Source organism: Kitasatospora purpeofusca, assembly GCF_036010405.1.
Lineage (GTDB): Bacteria > Actinomycetota > Actinomycetes > Streptomycetales > Streptomycetaceae > Kitasatospora > Kitasatospora purpeofusca.
On sequence record NZ_CP108561.1, the window covers coordinates 1,822,999 to 1,843,661 of the forward strand.

Here is a 20,663-nt window from a genome sequence, read left to right on the forward strand (position 1 = left end):
TCTACCGGACGAGGCCGGCGTCGGTGCCCTGTGGTGGGGTGACACCGGTCAGCTCACGTGCCCGGTCAGCGAGGAGAGGGGCGAGTTCCGGGTAGTACCCGCGGTCAACGGCCTGCAGCATCTCCGCAATTGCGATGAGCTGGCCCACGCGTCCGACCGGGGTATCGAGGATGTCAGCGAACTCCTGGCGGATACGGTCCGCAACCGTGGGCACGAGGAGGCTGCTGACCCACAGGACCGCAGGGTCGTAGCCGACCGGCACCAGACCCCAGCGCTCCCAGTCGAGGATGTTGAGCGGCCGGGCTGTCAGGTTGGCCCATTGGAGATCACCGTGCCCGGTGGTCCGCTCGACTTCGACAGGGGCTGGGATGCCGAGGTACTTCGGGACGACCTCATCAACCCACGCCTGGCGCAGAGTGATCTTCGTGCCCGGTGCTTCTGCAATGGCGGCCAGCGCGTTCCGTAGCCCGGTCCACCAGCCGTCGTCCAGGCCGGGGTCATCGCGGAGGTCCGGCGTTGACGAGACCGTGGAACCTACCAGGTCGAAGACGTCGGCCTGGTAGAACCAGCCGGCCTCCGTCCAGTCCACGGTGTCGTGGAGCCGGGGGCGCGGGACGGAGGCAGGGACGAGCTGTTCAGCGCCGAGGGCGCCCTGGCCGGTCGGCCGGGGCACCTGAAGGCGGCTGCTCCTGGAGACCCGGAGCCAGACGTTCTCGGCCCGGCAACCCACAGTGGTTCCGGAGGTGCCGAAGACCTGCGGTCCGGTGCACACCAGGCCAAGGAATCCGGCAGCCTTCGTGTGCGCTGCCGTCAGGTCGTTCCGGGTGTCGTCATCCGGCTGAAAGGACATCGAGCACCGTCCTGAGTCGTTCGTCGGGGATCGGCTGGGCGAGAGCGTCCCGGGCATCCTCCCAGTGCTGGAGGGTGCTGGTCGAGGTGAGGACGACGTCCAGAGCGGGGCAGGCCCCGATGAGCTGGAACGCGGCGGTGTGCGGGGTCGATCCCGGCTGGATGAGGTTCACCAGTTCGGGTGTCATCAGGCCCGGTAGTTCGCCTCCGTGCAGGGGCGCAGACGCGAATGTCACCATCCCGGCGTCGCGCGCCTCGACGAGCGGGCCTGCTCCGTCGAGGGCCTGGTCGATCGGCTCGGCCATGACGAGACTGACCGGCAGCTGTACGCCAGCGAGGTGGTGGTTCACCGACCCGGCTGCTTCGCCGGCCAGCGCGATCAGTTCGGCGATGGTGAACGCCTGGTTGGTGAAGCCGGCCCAGGTGGCGACGCCGTAACCTCCGACGCGACCAGCCTGTGCGAACTCCTCCAGCACCGCGAACGCGGCACGGAGGTTGTGATGCAGTTGCTGCCGGTCGCGGTCGGACCGTTCGGGGTTGTGCACGAAGACGATGTCGGCACGACCGAGGACAGCGAGCGATTCCTCGGTCTGGGCGCGGACGTCCTCGGGGGCGATGCTGTGGCGGCCGTCCGGGTGGAAGCCGGTCTTCGTCGTCACCTTGGCAGTCGGGTGTTCGGCAAGCGCTGGGGCCAGGTCGTGGTGTGCCCGGCCGTGGGCGTAGTTGGGGGCGGTGTCGATCCACTTCGCCCCGGCCGTGAGGACGGTGCGCGCCGCTTCGCCGACGCCGCGCACCCGGTAGGTCCCCAGGCCAAGAACCGGGCTCACCGGCCGACCCCGACGACGGCGAGGGCCTGGCCCTCGACGAGGACGGTCAGGACGCCGGCCACGTCCTTGACCTCCAGGTCGGCGATGTCGGCGAGGGCCCCGATGCTGACCGTGTCTCCGGTCAGCAGGGCTTGCAGGACGGGCGCGGCCCGCTCGGAGAAGTCCCACGCGGTTCCGGCAGCGGACAGGGTGACGGTCCCGGCGGCCGGGTTGCTGGCGATATCGGCGCGCGGGGCGGTTATCCGCACCGTGATTTCCCTGTCCGCGGGGAGGGCCTCCACGTAGGGCAGGGACGGGGCCGGCCGGCCGAAGTGGGTGGTACCGGAGGACCAGGCCCAGCGGTCGATCAGGTCGGGGTCCGACAGCGCGGTGAGCACCGCGCTCCGCAGGTCGGCCAGATAGGTGGCCTGCTCGTCCGCTGCGGCGTGGAGCGGCACATCCGTCCGTACGGCGGGGCTCTCGTGCAGCTCGTCGATCAGCCAGCCGAGGAGAGTGGCGCCGGTCTGGGCCACGAGTCCGAACGTGAGGTGCAGCGACTCGCTGCCCTGGTCGGCGGTGACGCTGTGCCACCAGCCGCGCGGCAGGTACAGGACGTCGCCCGGGTGGAGGACGAAGTCCGCAACCGGCTCGCCCTCGGGTTCCTCCGGGGAGTCCACGTCGCGGAAGGTCGGGGCCTGCCGGGTCGGCTCCCACAGACGCCAGTGCTTCGCCCCGTACTGCTGGACCACAACGACCGCGTGGTCGTCCCAGTGCCGGCCGAAGCCTTCCCGCTGGGTCCAGGAGGCGTACAGGTTGGTCTGCACGGGCGTGCCGATGAAGCGCTCCAGTGCTTCGGCTGCGGCGCGGATCGGCGGGTGGATCTCGTCGATCGCGTCCACCACGAGCGAGGCGCCTTCGGCGAGCTGGGCGTGGAGCTGGGCGGGGTGCAGCCGGTTCCAGGTCACCCCTCGCCGGTTGGTGGCGGGGGTCGAGTAGCGTCCGACGGGGACGGCCTGTCCGTCCTTCGAGAGTCGTAGTCGGGGCGGCTCGATTCGGTGGGTGGCGAGGATGGTGTTGAGGTCGTCCCAGGACAGGAGGGGGGCGGTGTCCGCCCCCTCAGCGGGGATCACGGCGTAGGAGCGGTGGAGCGCCTGGGTGAGGAACTGGTCCCCACCCAGGCGCACCGCCCACGAGGCGGTCTCGGGCATCGTGGGCTTCCTGCTCAGGTGTCGTTCTGGTCGGACTTGCCGCCGGTGTTGTCGGACGGCACGTCGGCCCGGGAACGCGCGGCCCGGATGCCACGGACGGCGACCAGCAGGCCGCCCTCCTCCTCCGGCTGGACCGCGGGTGCGGCGCTCTCCATCGGATCTCCTCTCCCCGTGGCGCTGCTCGGTCCTCCGGGAAGCCGGAAGGCGTCGCAGCGGGTGAGTGGCCAAGTGTTCCGAGTAACGACTGACAGGGCCATGGCGTCTGCCTGTCATCTGGCGAGCGGATTCGCACACGAGTGTCATCGGGGTGTCATCTTCGCCACGATCAGGGCCCCGACCTGCGGCGACTTGGCCCGGGCGCTGCGACGGGGTGGCCAGCGGGCACCGGTTCTGGGCAGGATGCCGGGCATGGACATCTTGGTGGTCGGTGGGGGCTGGTTTCTGGGCAAGGCCGTGGTCGAGGAGGCGCTGGGGCGCGGCTGGAGTGTGACGACGTTCAACCGGGGGCGGTCGGGAGTTGTTCTGCCCGGCGTACGGCAGGTGCTGGGAGACCGGACGTCGGTTGAGGACTTGGCCCGGCTGGCTGCGCAGGGTCCGTGGGACGCGGTGATCGACACCTCGGCCGGCGAGCAGCCGCCGAAGGTGGTGCTCGCCGGCGCGAGGGCGCTGGAGAGCACCACCGACCGCTATGTCTACGTCTCGACGGTGTCGGTGTACGCGGGGTGGCCGGACCACCCTCTCAAGGTGGGCGACCCGTTGATGGACGGGCCCGCCGACGCCGGGAGCGACTACGGCCGGAACCCGGAGGGCTGGCTGGGCCCTGATCTCCACTACGGGCGGCAGAAGGCCGGCGGTGAGCGGGCCGTGGTCGAGACCTTCGGATCCGACCGTTCCTGGCTGCTTCGGCCTGGGGTGATCCTTGGTCCGGGCGAGTACGTCGGCCGGCTCCCGTGGTGGCTCCGTCGAGCCGAGCAAGGCGGCGAGATCCTCGCCCCTGGCAGTTCGGGCAAGACCATTCAGCCGGTCGATGTGCGCGATGTCGCGCGCTTCGCCGTCGATGCCGCCGAGCGGCCCGGCGGCGGAGTCCACAACGTGACCGCGCCGATCGGACGGGACACGATGGGCAGCTTCCTCCAGGCGTGCCTGGACGTGACGGGAAGCCGGGGTGAGCTGCGCTGGGTGCCGGATGGGGTACTGCTGGAGCACGAGGTGCGGCAGTGGACGGAGCTGCCGTTGTGGCGGACCAACGAGGGCGTCTGGCTGGTTGACTCCGGACCCGCCTACGCGGCCGGATTCGCCTGCCGCCCCTTGGAGGAGACGGTGCGGGACACCTGGGAGTGGCTCCGGGCTGGCAACTCACCGGTCCCGCACCCCCGCGCGTCCGCCCACGGCATCGCCCCGGGGCGGGAACGGGAAATCCTGGCCGCCGCCGACTCTTTGCGGTGACCGCAGTGGGGGACCGGCACGGTGCCGGTCCCCCCACACCTGTCGAACTGCGGTGCTTATTCGATAGCGAGTCGTGCGACGCTGCCACCGACGATCTGCCTCGGGGCGGCCACCCGGGTGTACTCCTCCAGCGCTTCCTTGAGCGCGATGGCGCCGGGTGAGGTCCTGGCGGGCTCCGTGGTGAGCAGTCGGCCGACGTGGACGACTCGCTCGACCAGCCCTGCGGCGCGACGCTCGGGAGCGAGCGCTGTGATGGGCTTCAGCACCTCCGCGGCCTCGTCCAGCTCGTTGCCGAGGATCAGCGCCGCTGCAAGGTCCGCCCGCGCCTCCGCCTCGATCCGGGGCATCCGCTGCGCCTCGGGCAGGGCGGCTTGAAGCTCCAGCACATGCCGGGCGTGCTCCTGGGCAGCCGCGCTGTCCCGCAGGAGCAGGAACGTTGTGCCGTGCGAGCGCGAGATCCGCTCCGGGCCGTGGAGGAACTCCCCGGCGACCTCGTCGTGGAGGTCATCCACCTCTGCAGTGTCGAGGTCGAGTGCACGCTCGACCGCAGTCGTCGCTCGCTGCCGGTCGCCGAGGTGACCGTAGGCCCTGGCCTCGATGGCGGCGATGCGGGTTCGGCCGGCCGCACCGACCCCGGTGAAGGAGTTGGCTTGGCGGATGAAGCGGATCGCCTCGCTGGGGCGGCCCTCCCAGTAGGCGAGCATGCCGAGCGTGCCGGCCGCGAACGCCGCCAGGGGGTTGAACCGAGTGGCTTCCGCGTACATACCGGCGGACCGGGCAAGTCGGGTGGCTTCGCCCAGGGAGCCGAGGTCGAATGCCGTCATGGCGAGCAAGGCCGTCGTCTGGCCGATCGCGATCAGCAGCTGCTGGCGCTGTTCGGGAATGTGGGTGCGGTCCAGGAGCTCCTCGGCATCTGCCCGGAGCTGCCGGGCTTCGCGGAGCACGTCGAACGGCGGCCGGTTGTTGTAGGTGCGGGCGAGTCGGCGCACGTCTTCCTGGACCTGTTCGATGGACAGGTCGGAGAGGAAGGCGGACGCAACGGAAGCGGCGTGGTCGGATGCTTCACGTGCGGTCATCGCGAGTTCTCTTTCAAGGTCTTGCCGGGATAGTGCGGTCGGGTCTCCCTCGCGGGGCGGAGCGAGGAGTTCTGCGATCGGTCTGTCGTCGAACAGGTGCCGGATCGTCTGCACGAACACCCCTGTCGGCCGGCTGACCGTCCCCGCGACCCAGCGCCGGAACGTCGCCTCCGACATGTCCAGGTTGCGAAACCGCGAGTCCTTGAGGTTGCGCGCCAGCTCGTTCCCGGCGCCCCTGAATTCCCTTTGAAAGTCCGGGAATTCCCACCCCTCCTTCTCGACCAGGGCACCCAGTAGCGTCTTGTTCGCCATTTCGCAGCCTCCGCCCCCGTGGTCTCAACCTGGCCCGACCGCGACCTGCGCGGGGAGAGCCTGGCTCTAGCAATACCCGACAAGAAGGCTTTTCACAGCGCGATCTGACGAGATGACGTCTCGATGACGTGTTGCTGACATCGCCATCTGACAGATGACACCCGGCTGTCGTGGCGCTGTTCTGGCCAGAACGAGACAGTGAGTCGCCGATCACTGAACCGCAGTACGCGAGGTGATCCAGTCAACTCCCGTCTGCCTGCTCGACCGAAGGTGCATCCGGCTATCTGCTGGCCGTCCTGCCCGCGTCTTCGGTTCACCGGCCGGCCCGGGACGGCACTCGACAGACCACGAAGGGGGAACAGGTCATGCCATCAGCGCCCACGGCTGCCGATCAGCTCGTGCAGCACCCCGCCGGTCACGACGGTGAACTGCGTTCGGCGGTAGAGGAGCTGAGGCAGGGGCAGTGGTGGTCGGCACGCACGCTTCTGGCCTGCTCTTGGGGCGACCCCGGTTTGTGGGCGTCGCGCACCCAGGTCCTCGGCGCGGTGGCCGGCCACAACGATGTCCTGCGTCACTGGGGCGCCGAGGAGCCCGCCGCGTTCGGCCTGACCACGCTGCACACGCGCGTCGCCGTCGACCAGGCGCTGCTGGTCGGCCAGCGGCAGCCGGCCTCGCGGGACACCGTGGCGCTCGAAGGCCGTGCTCGGCAGTGGTGCTGGCTGGCAGCTTCGGTGCTCGGGGGCGATCCCGTGCCGTGGCTCGGGCTGCTCACCCTCGCGCAGCTGGACCTCGGGCAGGCGCGGCTCGAACACAGGGTTCCGGCTCCGGACCAGATGCTTCCGCCCGGTCCGTGGGGGCTGTTCGACCAGGCCCGCCGGACCGACCCGTGGGGTCGGGAAGCGTTTCACCGGATGCTCCGCTTCTGGCTGGCCTGCGGCGAGAGCGGCCCGGCGACCGATTTTCTCGCGGCCTACAAGGCCATCTGGCCGGAGGGCTCCGCGCTGCACGCCCTGCCCTTGTACCTGTATGTCGACCGCTACCGCCGCGCCGAGCGCAAGGAAGCGGTCCAGCTGCAGTGGACGAACGACGAGACGGTCCGCGACACGGTGCTACGTGCCTTCGGGCACTGGCGGGCCGCGCTCGGGCAGGGCAGCCGGTGGCCGGTGGCGGACGAGAGCCACCTCGCCCACGCGCTCTGGGCGAGCCGCCAACGCCGGGAGGCCGCCGAGGTCTTCTCCGCGATGGCCCCGTTCATCTCCTTGCAGCCCTGGCAGAGCCTGGCGGCGGACCGGCCGGGTGAGCTGCTGCGGCAGGCGATGGTCCAGTCCTACGCCGTCACCGGCTGACCGCCACCGACCAGTCCTTCGCCCGGCGCCGAGCCGGGCCCGATCCCCGTCTTCCTCTGGAGGTTCCGCCATGTCCTGGCCCCAGCGCACCGCGTCCGGACCCGAGGATCAACATCTTCGCTCCCTTGGCTACGAGCCCGAACTCGTCCGCCGTATGGGGTCGTTCGGCAACTTCGCCGTGTCGTTCTCGGTCATCTCGGTGCTCAGCGGCTGTATGACGCTGTTCGGGTTCGGCCTGGTGACGGGCGGCCCGGCGGTGATGATGTGGGGCTGGATAGGCGTCGGCCTGGCTGTGCTGCTGGTCGGCATGGCTCTGGCAGAGGTGACTAGTGCCTACCCCACGTCCGGGGGCCTCTACTACATGGCCCAGCGGCTCGGCGGTCCGCGGTGGGGATGGACGACCGGCTGGTTGAACCTCCTCGGGTTGTTGGGCGGGATCGCCGGCATCGACTACGGCGCCGCCAGCTTCATCGCCGCGTTCGCCGGGCTGCAGTGGGGGGTCGCCCCGACGCCGGGCCTGATTCTGACGATCTTCGCGGGCGTCCTGGTGCTGCACGCCCTGCTGAACGTCGTCGGGGTCCGCGTCGTGAGCCTGCTCAACGCCGTCTCGGTGTGGTGGCACTTGCTGGGCGTCGCCCTGATCGTCGGCGTGCTCACCGTCGTCCCCTCCAACCACCAGTCCGTGGGCTGGGTGTTCACGCACTTCGAGAACGGCACCGGCTGGACGAGCCCCATCTACGTCTCGGCGATCGGCCTGCTGCTGGGCGGCTACACGTTCTGCGGCTACGACGCATCCGCGCACCTGTCGGAGGAGACCAAGGACGCCAGGGTCGCCGCGCCGCGCGGCATCGTCCGCTCGATCTGGGTCTCCCTGCTGGCGGGCACGGTGTTGTTGGCCGGTTTGTTGTTCGCCGTCCAGGACTACGCCGGCGCGTCTGCCGCCGCCGTGCCGCCCGCACAGATCTTCCAGGACGCGGTCGGAGCGACCGGCGCGAAGCTGCTGCTGCTCGTCGTGATCGGGGCCCAGCTGTTCTGCGGCAGCGCGGAGACCACTGCCGCGTCGCGGATGATCTATGCCTTCTCGCGGGACGGGGCGCTGCCCGGCTCGGCGACGTGGCGTCGGGTCTCGGCCGGCGGCGTGCCCGTGCCCGCGGTGTGGCTGGCGGTGTCGGTCGCCTTCGTCCTGGCTGTCCCATCGCTCTGGTCTCCGGTCGCCTACGGCGCGGTGACGGCCGTGAACGTCATCGGGATGAGCCCCTCCTACATCATCCCCGTCTACCTCCGGCTGCGGCAGGGCGACAGGTTCGCCCCCGGTCCGTGGAACCTCGGGCGGTGGAGCAGGCCGATCGGGATCGCCGCCGTGGTGTGGGTCGTGATCCTCACGGTGCTGGTGTGCCTGCCGCAGCGGGCCCCCGTGACCGTCGAGACGTTCAACTACGCGCCCGTCACCCTGGCGGCGGTCCTCGTGCTGGCGTGGGCGTGGTGGAAGCTGGCGGGCAACAAGTTCTCCGTGCCGGTGGTGGAGGACCCGCACCTGGCCCGGGTCGAGGCACAGGTCGTATGAGGGCGACGATGCGGGCCGCCCGTTCCCGCGCGGCCAAGCCCCCGACGGCGGCACTCTCGCCGACCGGGCCTCTGGAGCAGCTGGTGTCCGTCTTCGGCCTCGACACGGTGCTGCTGGCGACGGTCGACGCGCAGGGCCGGCTCAAGGGCAAGGAGTACGACGCGGCCCAGTTGGTGGAGCGGCTGCGGTCGGGGGCGCTGTCCCCGGAGATGTGTGCGTACGTGCTCGGCACCGACCTGGGCATGACCCCGGCGGTCAGCGGGCCGTTCTCCTGGCAGTCCGGGTTCGGCGATGTCGCTCTGCTGCCCGACCTGCAGCGGGCCCGGGTGCTGCCGTGGCTGCCGGGCACCGCGCTGGTGCTCGCCGATCCGATCAGCGGCGGATGGCCGCACCCGCTGGCACCGGGCACGGTGCTGGCCGAGCAGCTGCACCGCCTCGCCGGGCTCGGCGTGGTGCCGGCGGTGGGGATCGAGACGGAGTTCGTGCTCTACGAGGGCACCGCCCGGGACGCAGCGGCCTCCAGTTGGAGGGGCCTTCGCCCCGCGGTGCGGGACAACGGCGACTACGGCCTCGACCAGCCGCCCAGCGTGCGGGAGTTCGGCCGCAGGCTCCGCCAGGTCCTGGCCGCCGCCGGCCTGCCGGTCGAAGCCGTCAAGGGCGAAGGTGCGCCCGGTCAGGTCGAGGTGACCTTCCCGTACGGGGAGGCGGTGGCGGCGTGCGAGCAGCACGCGCTGTTCAAGCACGCGGCCAGGACGGTCGCGGACGAAACCGGTCTGACGGCCTCGTTCATGGCGGCCCCGTCCACCGGGGTCGGCAGCGGCCTGCACCTGCACGTGTCGCTGGCCGACTTCGACAACCGGCCAGTGCTGGCCGCCGACCCGCAGGACGGGACCGAGCTGTCGGAGCTGGGCGGGCAGGCGGTGGCCGGGCTGCTGGCCGTGCTGCCCGAGGTCGCCCCGCTCTGGGCACCGTACGTGAACAGCTACAAGCGGCTCAGCGACCACTCCTTCGCGCCGGCCAGGCTCGCCTGGGGCCGGGACAACCGGACGTGCGCGGTGCGGGTGGTCGGCCACGGCCGCAGCCTGCGGCTGGAGGTGCGCCTGCCGGGTGCGGACGCCAACCCGATGCTGGCGCTGGCGGCGGTGTTCGCCGGAATCCGGCACGGCATCGAGGCCGGCCTCAAGCCCCCGCCCGCCGTCAGCGGCGACGCCTACGGGCAGCGCGATGTGCCGCTGGTGCCGCAGTCGCTGGAGGAGGCCGTCGGCGCGTTCGAGGCCAGCACGTTGGCCGGTGAGCTGCTGGAGGAGCGGGTGGTCGCGCACCTGGCCCGGATCGCCCGCATGGACCTGGACCACCACGCCCGTGTGGTCACCGACGCCGAGGTCGAGCGCGGTCTCGCCCAGGCATGAGCCCCGGGCCGGTCGCGGGTCGAATCCCCCTCCCCGCGCCCGGCCCGGACCCAACCCCCACGCCCTGCTTCCCCGTTGGAGAACATCATGGACACCACCACCCGGCCCAAGACCGTGGTCAGCACCGACCAGCGTCCGGCCGTGCCCGGCCTGCTGACGGCCGTGCACCTGGTCGACGTCCTCGCCCCCGGCATGGAGGGCCTGGCCCGGTGGCTGGCCGAGGCCGGAGCCGACGTCACCGGCAGCATCCCCGAGGCCGCCAGGAACAGCCCCGTCGTCGCCGCTCTCGAAGAGGCGGGCGTCCGGGTGCACGTCGGCTTCGACGCCGGGCACGTGCGCACCGACCGCACGGCGGTGGTCTGGTCGGGCATCGTCGCCGGACCGCACCCCGAGCTGGACCGCGCCCAAGTGTTGCGGCTGCCGGTCATCGGCCGTGCCGTCGCGCTCAAGGCCCTCTCCGTCCAGGCCGGTGCCGGGGCGGTGGCCGTGGCGGGCAGCCACAGCACCACGACCGCGGCAGCCGCCCTCGCGCACGTCCTCGACGACGGGCGGACGGGCTGGGTGCTGACCGCCCCGGCCCGCGACGGTGCCGCCGGGCACGCGGGAGGCGGTGGCCGGGTCGTCGTGGACCTGTGCCCGGACGCCGGCACCCACGAGGCCGCCCCGCCCGGTGCCTGGCAGCACCGCCCCGCCCCGCACTTCCTGCACAGCGAGCCGAAGTTCGCCGCCGCGCTGATCCTCGCCACCAGCGCCAATACCCCGCACTTCGAGGACAACGTCGCCGGGCTCGACGCCGCCGAGAGGCTCGCCCGCAGTGCTGCCGTGGTCGTCCTGCCGACCTGGGACACCAGCACGGCGAACCTGCGCGAACGCCTGGGCGACCGCCCCGTGCCCGACCAGCGGGTGGTCACGGTGGGCACCGACCCCGCCTCCACCGTCTGGATCATGACACCGCGCTGGACCGGCGAGGACTTCCGCGTCGTCCTGCGCTACCAGGAGACGGACCACGCCTTCGTCCTCCCGGTAGCCGGACGCCACCACGCGCTGGCGATGTGCGCCGCCATCGCCACCGCCCTGGTGCTCGGCGAGGACCCGCAGGCCGTCGCCGAGCGCGCCACCTCCTTCCGCGGAGTGGAGCGCTCACTCTCCACCCTCGGCTCGCACCGCCACGTCACGGTGGTCGACTCCCGGGCCAGGCATCCGCACGAGGTAGCCCAGGACGTCCAGGCCGCCCGGATGCTCACCGACGGCTCCCTGCTCGTCGTCATGGAACCGGACGGCATCGCCCGCACCAGCGCGCACGCGGCCGAACTCGGTGCCGCGCTCGAAGGCGTGGACCACGCGCTGCTGCTGCCGGTCAGCACTCCGCTGCTCCACCACGCCGTGCCCGACCCGCTGGACGCCGTCGAGCGGGCCGCCCGCCGCAAGCTCGGCGACGGCAAGGTCCAGCGCGCCCGCTTCGGCCCGTGCGAGCCCGGCCCCGAGCAGCTCATCGGCGAGCTGGCCGCCGAGGGCGACCTGGTCCTGGTCGTCGGCACCGGGCAGGCCGAGCGGCTCGGGGCCCGGCTGCTGTTCCACCTGGCGGCGCCGGGTGCGCCGATCCCGCAGCACCTGTGAACCGTCCGAACCGCTCTGCTGGAGAAGCCGCTGTGCCCACCGAGCCCTTGCCCGTCCTCGCGCTGGCCGAGCGTCGGCTGATCGTCCTGGCCTCCGCCGGAGCCGGCTTCGAGCAGATCGCCGCCGACCCCGAAACGCGGCTGGCCCCGGACGGGGTCCGCAGCGCGATCGAGGCGGTCCTCGTCACGACCGGCAACCGCACCGTGCTCCAGCTCGCGGGCTGGGCCACCGCCCACCGGATCGTCACCGAGCCCGTGCACCCCAGCGGTGCCCTGACCATCAAGCCCTCCCTCGCCCCACGCCTGTCGCAGACCCTTCGCGGCTGGGCGGGCGGTCGCAGCACCCCGGAGCTGACCGCGGACTTCGGCATCTCCACGACGACCATGCGCAGCTACACCAAGACCCTCCTCAGCGCGTTGAACGTCGACTCCCAGCCCCAGGCCGTCGTCGTCGGGGTGCTCGCCGGCCTGGTGCGGCTGAGCGACATCGACCCCGCGTGGCCGGCCGAACCGCTCGCCCGCACCGCCGGGACGAGGAGTGCGGCGCCGTGAGGGCCCGGCCGAGACCCGGGCGGATCGCGCTCGCCGTGCTGTGCTTCCTGCTCGGCGTGGTCGTCGGCGGCTGCGCCGTCTACCTGCTGGAGCACTTCTCCACCCTCGGTCAGCCGGTCTACCTCGGCATCTTCGCCGCAACAGCCCTGACCACCCTTGGCGTCGCCGACCGCCTGGTCAACCACCGCACGCCGCCCCCGCACGACCCCGGCCGCGCCGGCACCCGCCGGTCCGGCTGAGCAGCACGACGCGCACCACCCATGGCGGCCGTTCGGGCCAGGGCCGCACCCCTTCGACCACAGAGACCGGATGACCACACCACCCACCCACCAGCGTCCTCCCGGCCGCCGCGACGGCGGACCGGAGCGACTGCGCTACATCGAGGCGCCGGAGCCGTTCGAGCCGGACGGCCTGCCGTCGGTGTTCCTCGCCGGGGCGACCGTCGGCTGCGCGGACTGGCAGGCCGAGGCGGTCGACCTGCTGGCGGGCGCCGGCTTCGAGGGCACCGTCCTCAACCCGCGCCCCTCCCGCAACCCGGCCACCGACCCCTACGCCGCGTGGGCCCCGTTCGGCTGGCAGGACACCAACATCCGCCGGGCCTCTCTCGTCCTGTTCTGGAACCCGGTCGGCCACGTGCGCGTGCACGACTGCTACGAGGCCGGCCTGTTCACGCCGTACGGCGGGACGGTGGTCGTCGGCTGCGATCCGGCAGACCTGGTCCAGCGGGCCAACCGGGTGCTGCTCGGCCATCTCATGCCGTGGCTGCCCGTCTCCGACACGCTCGCCGACACCGTCACCGCAGCCCTCGCCGCGCTCGCCGCCCCGGCCGCCGCCCGCGGCTGACCACCACTGCCCCCGCCCACGTCAGGACGTCCATGCTCCGCGCCCCTGCCCCGTTCCGGATCGAGGACCTCGCCCTCCTCGGCAACACGCGCTCCGCCGCGCTGGTCCGCCCGGACGGCGCCATCAACTTCGCCTGCCTGCCCGACTTCGACTCCCCAGCCGTCTTCGCCGCGATGCTCGGCGGCGACGAGCACGGCTTCTGGCGCATCGGCCCGGCCGTCTACGACGGCTCCCCGCCACCGGCCGCCGACCGCCGCCAGTACCTGGGCGACACCATGGTCCTGCGCCAGGAGTGGGACACCGACACCGGCACCCTCGCGATCACCGACTTCATGCCCGCCCCCGACGTCACCGACAACGCCGAACCGCAGATCATCCGGATCGTCGAGTGCGTCAGCGGCGTGGTGCGCATCGCCTCCGTCTTCCGCCCCCGCACCGACTACGGCGCCACCCTGCCGGTCATCCAGCGCTACAACCACGGCGCGTCGCGCCTGTCGGCAACCACCTACCCGCACGCGTACTGGCTCGACGGCCCCTCACACACCGTCAACCGCGACGGGGTGTGCCGGGCCGACCTCACCCTCCACGCCCACCAGAGCATCGCACTCTCACTCACCTGGAAGCTCTCCAACAGGCCCGCGCCCATCCCGCCGGACGCCTTCGCCGAGCTGGACGCGACCGTGGAGTACTGGGAGCAGTGGGCACGGGGCTGCACCTACCGCGGCCCCCACCGCGACGCGGTGGTGCGCTCCGCCCTCACCCTCAAGGCCATGTGCCACCCGGGCGGCGGCGTGATCGCAGCCCCCACCACCTCCCTGCCCGAGCAGCTCGGCGGCGTGAGGCAGTGGGACTACAGGTTCGTGTGGCTGCGCGACAGCGCGCTGGCCATCGCCGCCCTGATCCGCCTCGGGCAACTGGAGGAGGCCCGGCGCTGGCGACGCTGGCTCGTCGACACGCTCACCCCCGAACGTCTCCAGCCGATCTACCGCATCAACGGCGACACCGACCTGGACGAAGAGGTCCTGGACCACCTGCCCGGGTACGAGAACTCCCGGCCCGTGCGCATCGGCAACGGCGCCGCCGGCCAGCTCCAGCTCGACGTGTTCGGTGAACTCGCGGACACGCTGCTGCTCGCCGAGGACGCCGGACTGCCTCCCTCGCCGCAGGTCGACGCCCTGCTCCTGGCGCTCCTCGCCCAGGTGGAGCTGCGCTGGCGGGAGCCGGACGAAGGCATCTGGGAAATCCGCGGCGAGGCACAGCACTTCACGCACTCCAAGGTCATGTGCTGGGTCGCCGTGGACCGCACCCTGCGGCTGCTGGAGCGCCGCACCACCACCGACCCCGCCGTCCTGGTCCGCCTCTCCGAGCTGCGCGAGGAGATCCACCACGACGTATGCACCAACGGCATCGACGCCCAGCGCGGCGTGTTCACCCAGTACTACGGCGGCCAGGACCTCGACGCCTCCCTGCTGCTGATCCCCCAGGCCGGCTTCCTGCCCGCCGACGACAAACGGGTCATCGCCACGATCGAGGCCGTCCAGCGCGACCTCACCGAACACGGCCTGGTGCTGCGCTACACCACCCGCGAGGCATCCGGCGCCAACGTGGACGGCCTCGCCGGCCACGAGGGCGCCTTCCTCGCCTGCTCGTTCTGGCTCACCGAGAACCTCACCGCCATCGGCCGCACCGACGAGGCCACCGGACTGTTCGACCGGCTCCTCGCCCTGCGCAGCGATCTCGGCCTGCTCGCCGAGGAGTACGACCCCTTCGCGAAGCGCCAACTCGGGAACTACCCGCAGGCGTTCTCGCACTGGGCCCTGGTCGACGCCGCCGTGCGGCTCACTCCCCAGCCCCGGTCCCGGCGGGCCGCACCGCCCCGCCCCCGGGCATCCGTCGAGCAGGCGGTCCCGGCCGCCGTGGTCGCGTAGTGGGCGGGAGCGAGGTGCGCAACACCATCGACCACTCCTCGGTCGCCACCGCCGTCCAGGCCGGGACCATCACCGGCGGCGTGCACCTCCACCCGGGCCAGCCACCGCTGCCAGTGCGGGTGCCGCGACAACTCGCCCCCGTCCCTGCCGTGTTCACCGACCGACAGGAGGCCCTGCTGCACCTGGACGCCGTCCTCGGCCGGGCCCCCGCAGGCGAAACGGCGCCCGTCGTGGTGATCACCGGTCCGGACGGCGTCGGCAAGCGCGCCCTCGCCACCAAGCTGGGCCACCAGATCGCCGACCGATACCCGGACGGCCAGCTGGTGGCCCGGCTCCGCGCCGACTCCCCGGGCGGCCCCGCCACGGCCGCCGAGGCCGCGCGGTCCCTGCTGCGCTCGCTCGGCCTCGGCGAACACGCCCCGCTGCCCTGGGCCGACCAGGACCTGCTCGGCCTGTGGCGCAGCGAGACCGCCCGCCGGCGGGTGCTGGTGGTGCTGGAGGACGCGGCCGGCGCCGGGCAGGTGCTGCCACTGATCCCGGCGGCGCCGGGCTGCCTGGTCGTGGTCACCAGCCGCGATCCGCTGCCGGCGCTGCTCGCGCACGGTGCCCTCCACCACCGCCTCGAACCCCTGGTGGCCGAGCACGGCCTGCGGCTGCTGTCGCGGATCGTCGGCGAGGACCGCACCGGGCGCGACCCGGACGGGGCGGCGGCCCTCGTCAGGTTCCACGGCGGGATGCCGCTGGCCATCGCGCTCGCCGCCGCCGAGCTCGTCCTCCAGCCGGACCTGCCACTGCGTGCCGGCCTACCCGCGCCCTCCTCATCAGGGCCGACCGAATCGGACAATCCCGTGCGCGACGCCGTCGACACCGCCCTCGCCCACCTGGCACCGCGGGAAGTCGGCTTCCTGCAGCGGCTCGCCCTGGTTCCGGCTCCCGATCTCGACCTCGCCTCCAGCGCCGCCGCGACCGGTACCACCCGCGACCAGGCCCGCGTGCTCCTCAACGAGCTGGCCGCCCGGGGCCTGCTCGACACCGCCCACCGCGCCGCCGTCCGCGGCGACCTCTACACGCTGCGGCCCGCCGTCCGCAACGCCGCCACCGGCGTCGGAGCACCGGCCAGGCTGGCCGCCGACGAAGCCTGCACCGGCTACCTCACCCACCTGCTCCAGGCCGCCCGCGCCTGCGCCCAACTCCTCACCCCGCACCACCGCGTCCTGCCCCGCCCGTCACTGGGGCGACCCGTCGAGCCGCTCCGCTTCACCAACCGGCACGAGGCCCTCGCCTGGCTGGAGGCCATCGCCCCCGCCGTCGGCCCGGCCATGATCACCGCCGTCGACCAGGGCGACCCGGCGGTTGCCTGCGCGCTCGCCTCCGACCTGTGGCCCCTCTTCCACTACCACCGCGACGTCCCGATGTGGATCATCGTGTACGAGGCCGGGCTGCGCGCCGCGCTGCGCTGGGGCGAGCCGATGGCGGTCCGCGAGATGTCCTCCAGCCTCGCCCTGGGGCTGGTCGCCGCCGGGCGCCACTCGGAGGCCGCTACCCAGTACTCGCGGGCTGCCGCGCTTGCCCATGCGGCTGGCGACCGCTCCGGCGTCGCCCAGTACACCTCCGGCATCGGGGCGGCCCTCCACGACGCCGGACTGTACGACCAGGCCCAGTCCTTCCTCGGCGAAGCCTTCAGCCTCTACAGCGACCTCGATGACCGCAGGGGCGCAGGACTCGCCGGGATGCTCCTCGCCTCCGCAGCCGCTCGGCAAGGCTATGTCGACTTCGCCCTCCCGATTCTGCGCATGGCCCGCGCCGATCTCACCAGTCTCCAGCCACCGGACCCGCTCAACGCCGCCCGCGCACTGGCCTACCTCGGCGAGGGCTACTCCCTCGCCGGCCAGCACGATCTCGCCGCCGCCACCCTTGTCCAGGCCCGGCTGGAGTTCGCCGACCTTGGCCACCGTCACTGGATCGCCCGCACCACCGAGGTCCTCGGGCAGGCCGCCGAACGTGCCGGACAGCTGGACGTAGCCGTCGGCTGGTACACCGCCAGCCTCCACCAGTACACGGTCCTCGCCAGCACGAGAGACGAGAGGCGACTCAACGACCGCCTCGCCGCAGTGCTCGCCCGGTGACCCGCCACATGCGGTGAGCGTCGCCCTGACCACGGGCGTGATCTGCTCACCCCCTTCCCCGACCGCTACCACCCCGGACTCCGACATGCCACCCGCTGCCCCGCCCGTCCACCACCGCACCCCGCCCCGGCCGGCGGCCCCCCGCCCGCACCCCCGCCTCCGCCCGGCGTTCGCGAGCGCGCCCCTCCCCGCGCCGGGCATCCGGTGAGCCCCGCCGAGCGGCAAGCCCGCGCCCTGGACCCGGCGGGCCAGGCGGCGCTCGCCGAGGCCGCCGGGATGATCGGGCTCGACCCGACCGGTGCGGTCGTGCTCCAGCACCGCAAGCACACGGTGGTGCGCCTGCCCCGCGCCACCGGCCGGGCCTCCGCCGTCGCCAAGATCTACAAGTCGGGCGAGGACCGCTGCGCCGTTCAGCGCCAGACGACGGCCGCGCACTGGCTCCGGGACAACGGGGTGATGACGGCCCGCCCGCTGAGCGAGCCCGCCGTGACGCGCCAGGGGCGGCTGGTGACCTTCAGCGAGGACCTGGGCGACGGCGGCCCCGTCTCCTGCACACAACTGGCACACCTGCTGCTCGCGCTCCACGCCCTCCCGGTGCCCGAACACCTGTGCCTGCCGGTGACCGACCCCGCCCGCCAGCTGCTGGCCAGGATCGCAGCACTGCCCCGGCGGGTCCTCGCGCCGGCCGACCGGCACTGGCTGCACGGGCAGGTCACCGCGGCCGGCCACCAGTGGTCCACCCACCCCTGGCCCCAGGCCCCGGTCGTCGTGCACGGCGACCTCAACACCTTCAACACCCTGCTGAGCCCCGGCTACGGACCGGCACTGCTCGACCTGGAGTCCCTCGCCACAGGACCCGCCCTCTACGACCTCGCGTTCATCGCCTGGACCCGGGACGGCTTCGCCGCGGACCCCCGCGAGTACGAGGACTTCCGGACGGCCTACGGCGTCGACGTCACCACCGTCCAGCACGGCGCGGCATACAGGGTGCTGGCCCGGCTGCGCGCGGCATGCGGCGTCGTCATCGCCCTGGAAGCCGCATCACGCGACCCGGCGTGGCTGCCCGAGGCCACGCACCGGACGGCCTGCCTGCGGCGCCAGGGCGAGGGCCCGGCCACTTACCCGTGGGACTGGAACAGCCGCGAACGCGCCGTGCTCCGGCCGGGCAGGCGCGCAGCGGCTGATCCGGCAGTGGACGGGCCGGGCGGGTGCGCGCCGGCCCCGGACGGGCCCCCGTCCTCGACGCCCGGCGGACCACCCGCGTCGGCCTGCGGGAGGAGACCGTGACGAGCGACCCGCTTGCCCGGCCGGGCCCTAACTGACACCCCGACCGAGCGCATCACCCGCCACGCCGCTGCCGGCCGCCCGTTCGTGCCGCCCGCCCCTCGCAAGGACGCCCATGCTTCGCGCCATCCCCGGGATCGAGGACGCCGTCCTGCCCGAAATCGCCCCTCCCCGATCCCGGGCGGCCCCGCGTGCGTTCGCCGGTGTGACCTTGTGGCCGGACCAGGACGAGGCGGTCGACAGGGCCACCGCCGCGCTGGCCGCTGTTCCCCAGGTCGTGGTCCTGATGGCCTGCGGATCCGGGAAGACCGTGGTCGCGGGCGCCATCGCGCAGGAGGTCCTCCCCCGCACCGGCAGTGTGCTGATCGCCGTTCCCACGCTGGACCTGGTCAGCCAGACCCTCGACCAGTGGGCCAGGGCCTTCGGCCCCGATGCCCTCGGCGAGGTGATCGCGATCTGCTCGGACCGGCGGGTCCTCGGTGACGCCTCCGCCAGCCGTGGTGCCCGGGTCGTCGGCGATCCACGAGAACTTGCCGACCTCAGGGCGACGGGGCGACGGACCACCGCGATCTGCACCTACCAGAGCCTGCACACCGTGATCGCCGCCCACCGGGCCGGCGCCGGCGCCTGGGACCTCGTCGTCGCCGACGAACTGCACCGCTCGGACAGCAACACCTGGGCCCAGATCCACGACAACCGGCTCGTCCCGGCCCGGCGACGGGTGTCCCTGACGGCGACCCTCAGGGACCTCGTCGGCACCGACGGCATCCCGGTCCGGCCCGACCGGTTCGGGCCCGTCGTCCACCGGCTGTCCGTGGGCGAGGCCATCGAGCGGGGCCGGCTCGCCGACTACGAGGTGGTCATCGCCGACGCCTCCGCCCGGGCCGTCGCCGACCTCGTCCGCCAGGGCACCTTCCTGATGGTGGGCCCCATGCACGTCGAGGCCGCCGTCGTGGCGAAAGCCATCGCGGTCCTGCGCGCGGCCACGGAACGCGGCTCCCGCCGCATGATCACCTACCACTCGACGGTCGCGGCTGCCCGCGCCTTCGCCCAACTGCTGCGGCACCTGGTCGACTACCTGCCGCCCGAGCAGCGGCCCGCCTCGCTGTGGACCGGACACGTCCACGGCCGGCAGGACCGCGCCGTGCGCCGCCGGATCCTCGACCGCTTCCGGTCGAGCACTGAGGGCCTCGCGGTCCTCACCAACAGCCGACTCCTGATCGAGGGCTTCGACTGCCCGGAGACCGACGCGGTCGCCATCGTCGACGCGCGCCGCTCGAAGATCGAGGTCACCCAGATCGCCGGACGGGCCCTGCGCCGGGGCGACCGGAGCCGCGAGAAGGTCGCGGCCATCATCGTCCCGGCCGTCACCGCGGCGAACACCGGTGAGGGCAGCGGGTTCGGCACCGTCCTGGCCACCGTCGAGGCCATGGCCGCCATGGACGACCGGCTCTACCGCCACCTCACCCGCATGCGACGCTCCCGTGACCGCCCCGCCCGACCGGACCGGGCTGCGGGCCTGCCGAACTGGATCTCCTTCAGCGGGGCCGGCGAGATCCCCGCCGGCTTCATCGACGCGATCACCACCAGGGCCGTGCTGTCCACCGGTTCCCGCCGGGAGCGGCACCTGGCCGACCTGCGGGCCTTCCACGCCGAGGCCGGCCACCTGCGCGTCGCGCGGGACTGGATCGGCCCCAGCGGGGAGAGGACCGGGCAGTGGCTGAACAACGCCAAACACCGGCACCGCCAGACCTCCCTGCCCGCCTCCGTCGCACGCCGGCTCGAAGACCTCGGTGTCGTCTGGCACACCGGGGACGCCGAGTGGATGCAGTTCCTCCAGGACCTGACCGACTACAGGGCCGAGCACGGCAACCTCCTGGTGCCCAGTACATATGTCACCCCCGAGGGCCGGCCCCTCGGCTCCCAGGTCCGCGGCAGGCGAAAGCGGGGTGACTCCCTCAGCGCCGACCAGCGCCGCGAGCTGGACGCCCTCGGATTCGTGGCCTCCGTCGCGGAGCACCGGTTCCGGAGCAACATCGCGCTGCTGAAGGAGTTCGTGGCGCAGCACGGCCATGCGCGTGTCCAGGTGTCGGGAAGAGGCGGTGACCACGGCCGCCTTGGGGACTGGCTGAAGAACTGCCGCAAGAGCGCCCGCCGGGGACGACTGCCGCTGTGGCAGCACACCGAACTGGCGGCATGCGGCGTCGATCTCCCCCCGCACCCCGACAGCACGACTGACCCGCAGCACGAGGAGCGCCGACCCCGCCTCGCCTAACCTGGGTTGATGCACTTACTCGC

The 20,663-nt window shown here is 72.7% G+C and carries 17 protein-coding genes; 12 read left to right on the forward strand and 5 right to left on the reverse strand.

Annotated elements, in window-relative coordinates:
• Position 1: 1 nt before the first annotated feature.
• The 4 genes from OG715_RS07785 to OG715_RS07800 are packed head-to-tail and all read right to left on the reverse strand — an operon-like array spanning position 2 to position 3,018.
• Positions 2-850, reverse strand: coding sequence for a hypothetical protein (locus OG715_RS07785; RefSeq protein WP_266276129.1), 849 nt, complete (start codon positions 848-850; stop codon positions 2-4).
• Complete coding sequence (locus OG715_RS07790; protein WP_266276127.1) at positions 831-1,676, reverse strand: aldo/keto reductase; 846 nt, start codon at positions 1,674-1,676, stop codon at positions 831-833. Before OG715_RS07790 ends, OG715_RS07785 begins: the two co-directional genes overlap by 20 nt.
• A complete protein-coding gene (locus tag OG715_RS07795) occupies positions 1,673-2,863 on the reverse strand; it encodes a cupin domain-containing protein (protein WP_266276125.1) in 1,191 nt (396 codons plus the stop codon). The genes OG715_RS07790 and OG715_RS07795 overlap by 4 nt, the downstream gene beginning before the upstream one ends.
• Positions 2,864-2,877: 14 nt before the next feature.
• Positions 2,878-3,018, reverse strand: a complete 141-nt coding sequence (locus OG715_RS07800) for a hypothetical protein (protein WP_238863324.1) — start codon at positions 3,016-3,018, stop codon at positions 2,878-2,880.
• Positions 3,019-3,271: 253 nt separating this feature from the next.
• Between OG715_RS07800 and OG715_RS07805 the strand changes: the two genes are divergently transcribed.
• Entirely contained in the window at positions 3,272-4,309 is a 1,038-nt protein-coding gene (locus OG715_RS07805) for an NAD-dependent epimerase/dehydratase family protein (RefSeq protein WP_266276123.1), read from the forward strand.
• A 56-nt stretch (positions 4,310-4,365) separates the two neighbouring features.
• Here OG715_RS07805 and OG715_RS07810 read toward each other — a convergent pair whose 3' ends face one another.
• Complete coding sequence (locus tag OG715_RS07810) at positions 4,366-5,697, reverse strand: tetratricopeptide repeat protein (RefSeq protein ID WP_266276121.1); 1,332 nt, start codon at positions 5,695-5,697, stop codon at positions 4,366-4,368.
• 512 nt (positions 5,698-6,209) lie between these two features.
• Here OG715_RS07810 and OG715_RS07815 point away from each other — a divergent pair.
• The 11 genes from OG715_RS07815 to OG715_RS07865 all read left to right on the forward strand — a co-directional run bounded on the left by OG715_RS07815 (position 6,210) and on the right by OG715_RS07865 (position 20,640).
• Positions 6,210-7,043: a hypothetical protein gene (locus OG715_RS07815; protein ID WP_266276119.1), complete on the forward strand. Its 834-nt coding sequence runs from the start codon at positions 6,210-6,212 to the stop codon at positions 7,041-7,043.
• A 70-nt stretch (positions 7,044-7,113) separates the two neighbouring features.
• Positions 7,114-8,607 carry an amino acid permease gene (locus tag OG715_RS07820; RefSeq protein WP_266276117.1) on the forward strand — a complete coding sequence of 498 codons (1,494 nt, stop codon included), beginning with the start codon at positions 7,114-7,116 and terminating at the stop codon, positions 8,605-8,607.
• Positions 8,608-8,615: 8 nt separating this feature from the next.
• Positions 8,616-10,016, forward strand: a complete 1,401-nt coding sequence (locus OG715_RS07825; RefSeq protein ID WP_266276115.1) for a glutamine synthetase family protein — start codon at positions 8,616-8,618, stop codon at positions 10,014-10,016.
• An 87-nt stretch (positions 10,017-10,103) separates the two neighbouring features.
• Entirely contained in the window at positions 10,104-11,633 is a 1,530-nt protein-coding gene (locus OG715_RS07830) for a Mur ligase domain-containing protein (protein ID WP_266276113.1), read from the forward strand.
• Positions 11,634-11,665: 32 nt separating this feature from the next.
• Complete coding sequence (locus tag OG715_RS07835) at positions 11,666-12,184, forward strand: LuxR C-terminal-related transcriptional regulator (RefSeq protein ID WP_266276112.1); 519 nt, start codon at positions 11,666-11,668, stop codon at positions 12,182-12,184.
• Positions 12,181-12,423: a hypothetical protein gene (locus OG715_RS07840; RefSeq protein ID WP_266276110.1), complete on the forward strand. Its 243-nt coding sequence runs from the start codon at positions 12,181-12,183 to the stop codon at positions 12,421-12,423. The genes OG715_RS07835 and OG715_RS07840 overlap by 4 nt, the downstream gene beginning before the upstream one ends.
• 70 nt (positions 12,424-12,493) lie before the next feature.
• Positions 12,494-13,027: a TIR domain-containing protein gene (locus tag OG715_RS07845; protein WP_266276109.1), complete on the forward strand. Its 534-nt coding sequence runs from the start codon at positions 12,494-12,496 to the stop codon at positions 13,025-13,027.
• Between the two features lie 32 nt (positions 13,028-13,059).
• A complete protein-coding gene (locus OG715_RS07850) occupies positions 13,060-14,955 on the forward strand; it encodes a glycoside hydrolase family 15 protein (RefSeq protein ID WP_266276107.1) in 1,896 nt (631 codons plus the stop codon).
• A gap of 14 nt (positions 14,956-14,969) precedes the next feature.
• Entirely contained in the window at positions 14,970-17,081 is a 2,112-nt protein-coding gene (locus tag OG715_RS07855; RefSeq protein ID WP_266276105.1) for a hypothetical protein, read from the forward strand.
• A 204-nt stretch (positions 17,082-17,285) separates the two neighbouring features.
• Entirely contained in the window at positions 17,286-18,368 is a 1,083-nt protein-coding gene (locus tag OG715_RS07860) for a phosphotransferase (RefSeq protein ID WP_266276103.1), read from the forward strand.
• 112 nt (positions 18,369-18,480) lie between these two features.
• Positions 18,481-20,640, forward strand: a complete 2,160-nt coding sequence (locus tag OG715_RS07865) for a DEAD/DEAH box helicase (RefSeq protein ID WP_266276101.1) — start codon at positions 18,481-18,483, stop codon at positions 20,638-20,640.
• Positions 20,641-20,663 lie beyond the last annotated feature (23 nt).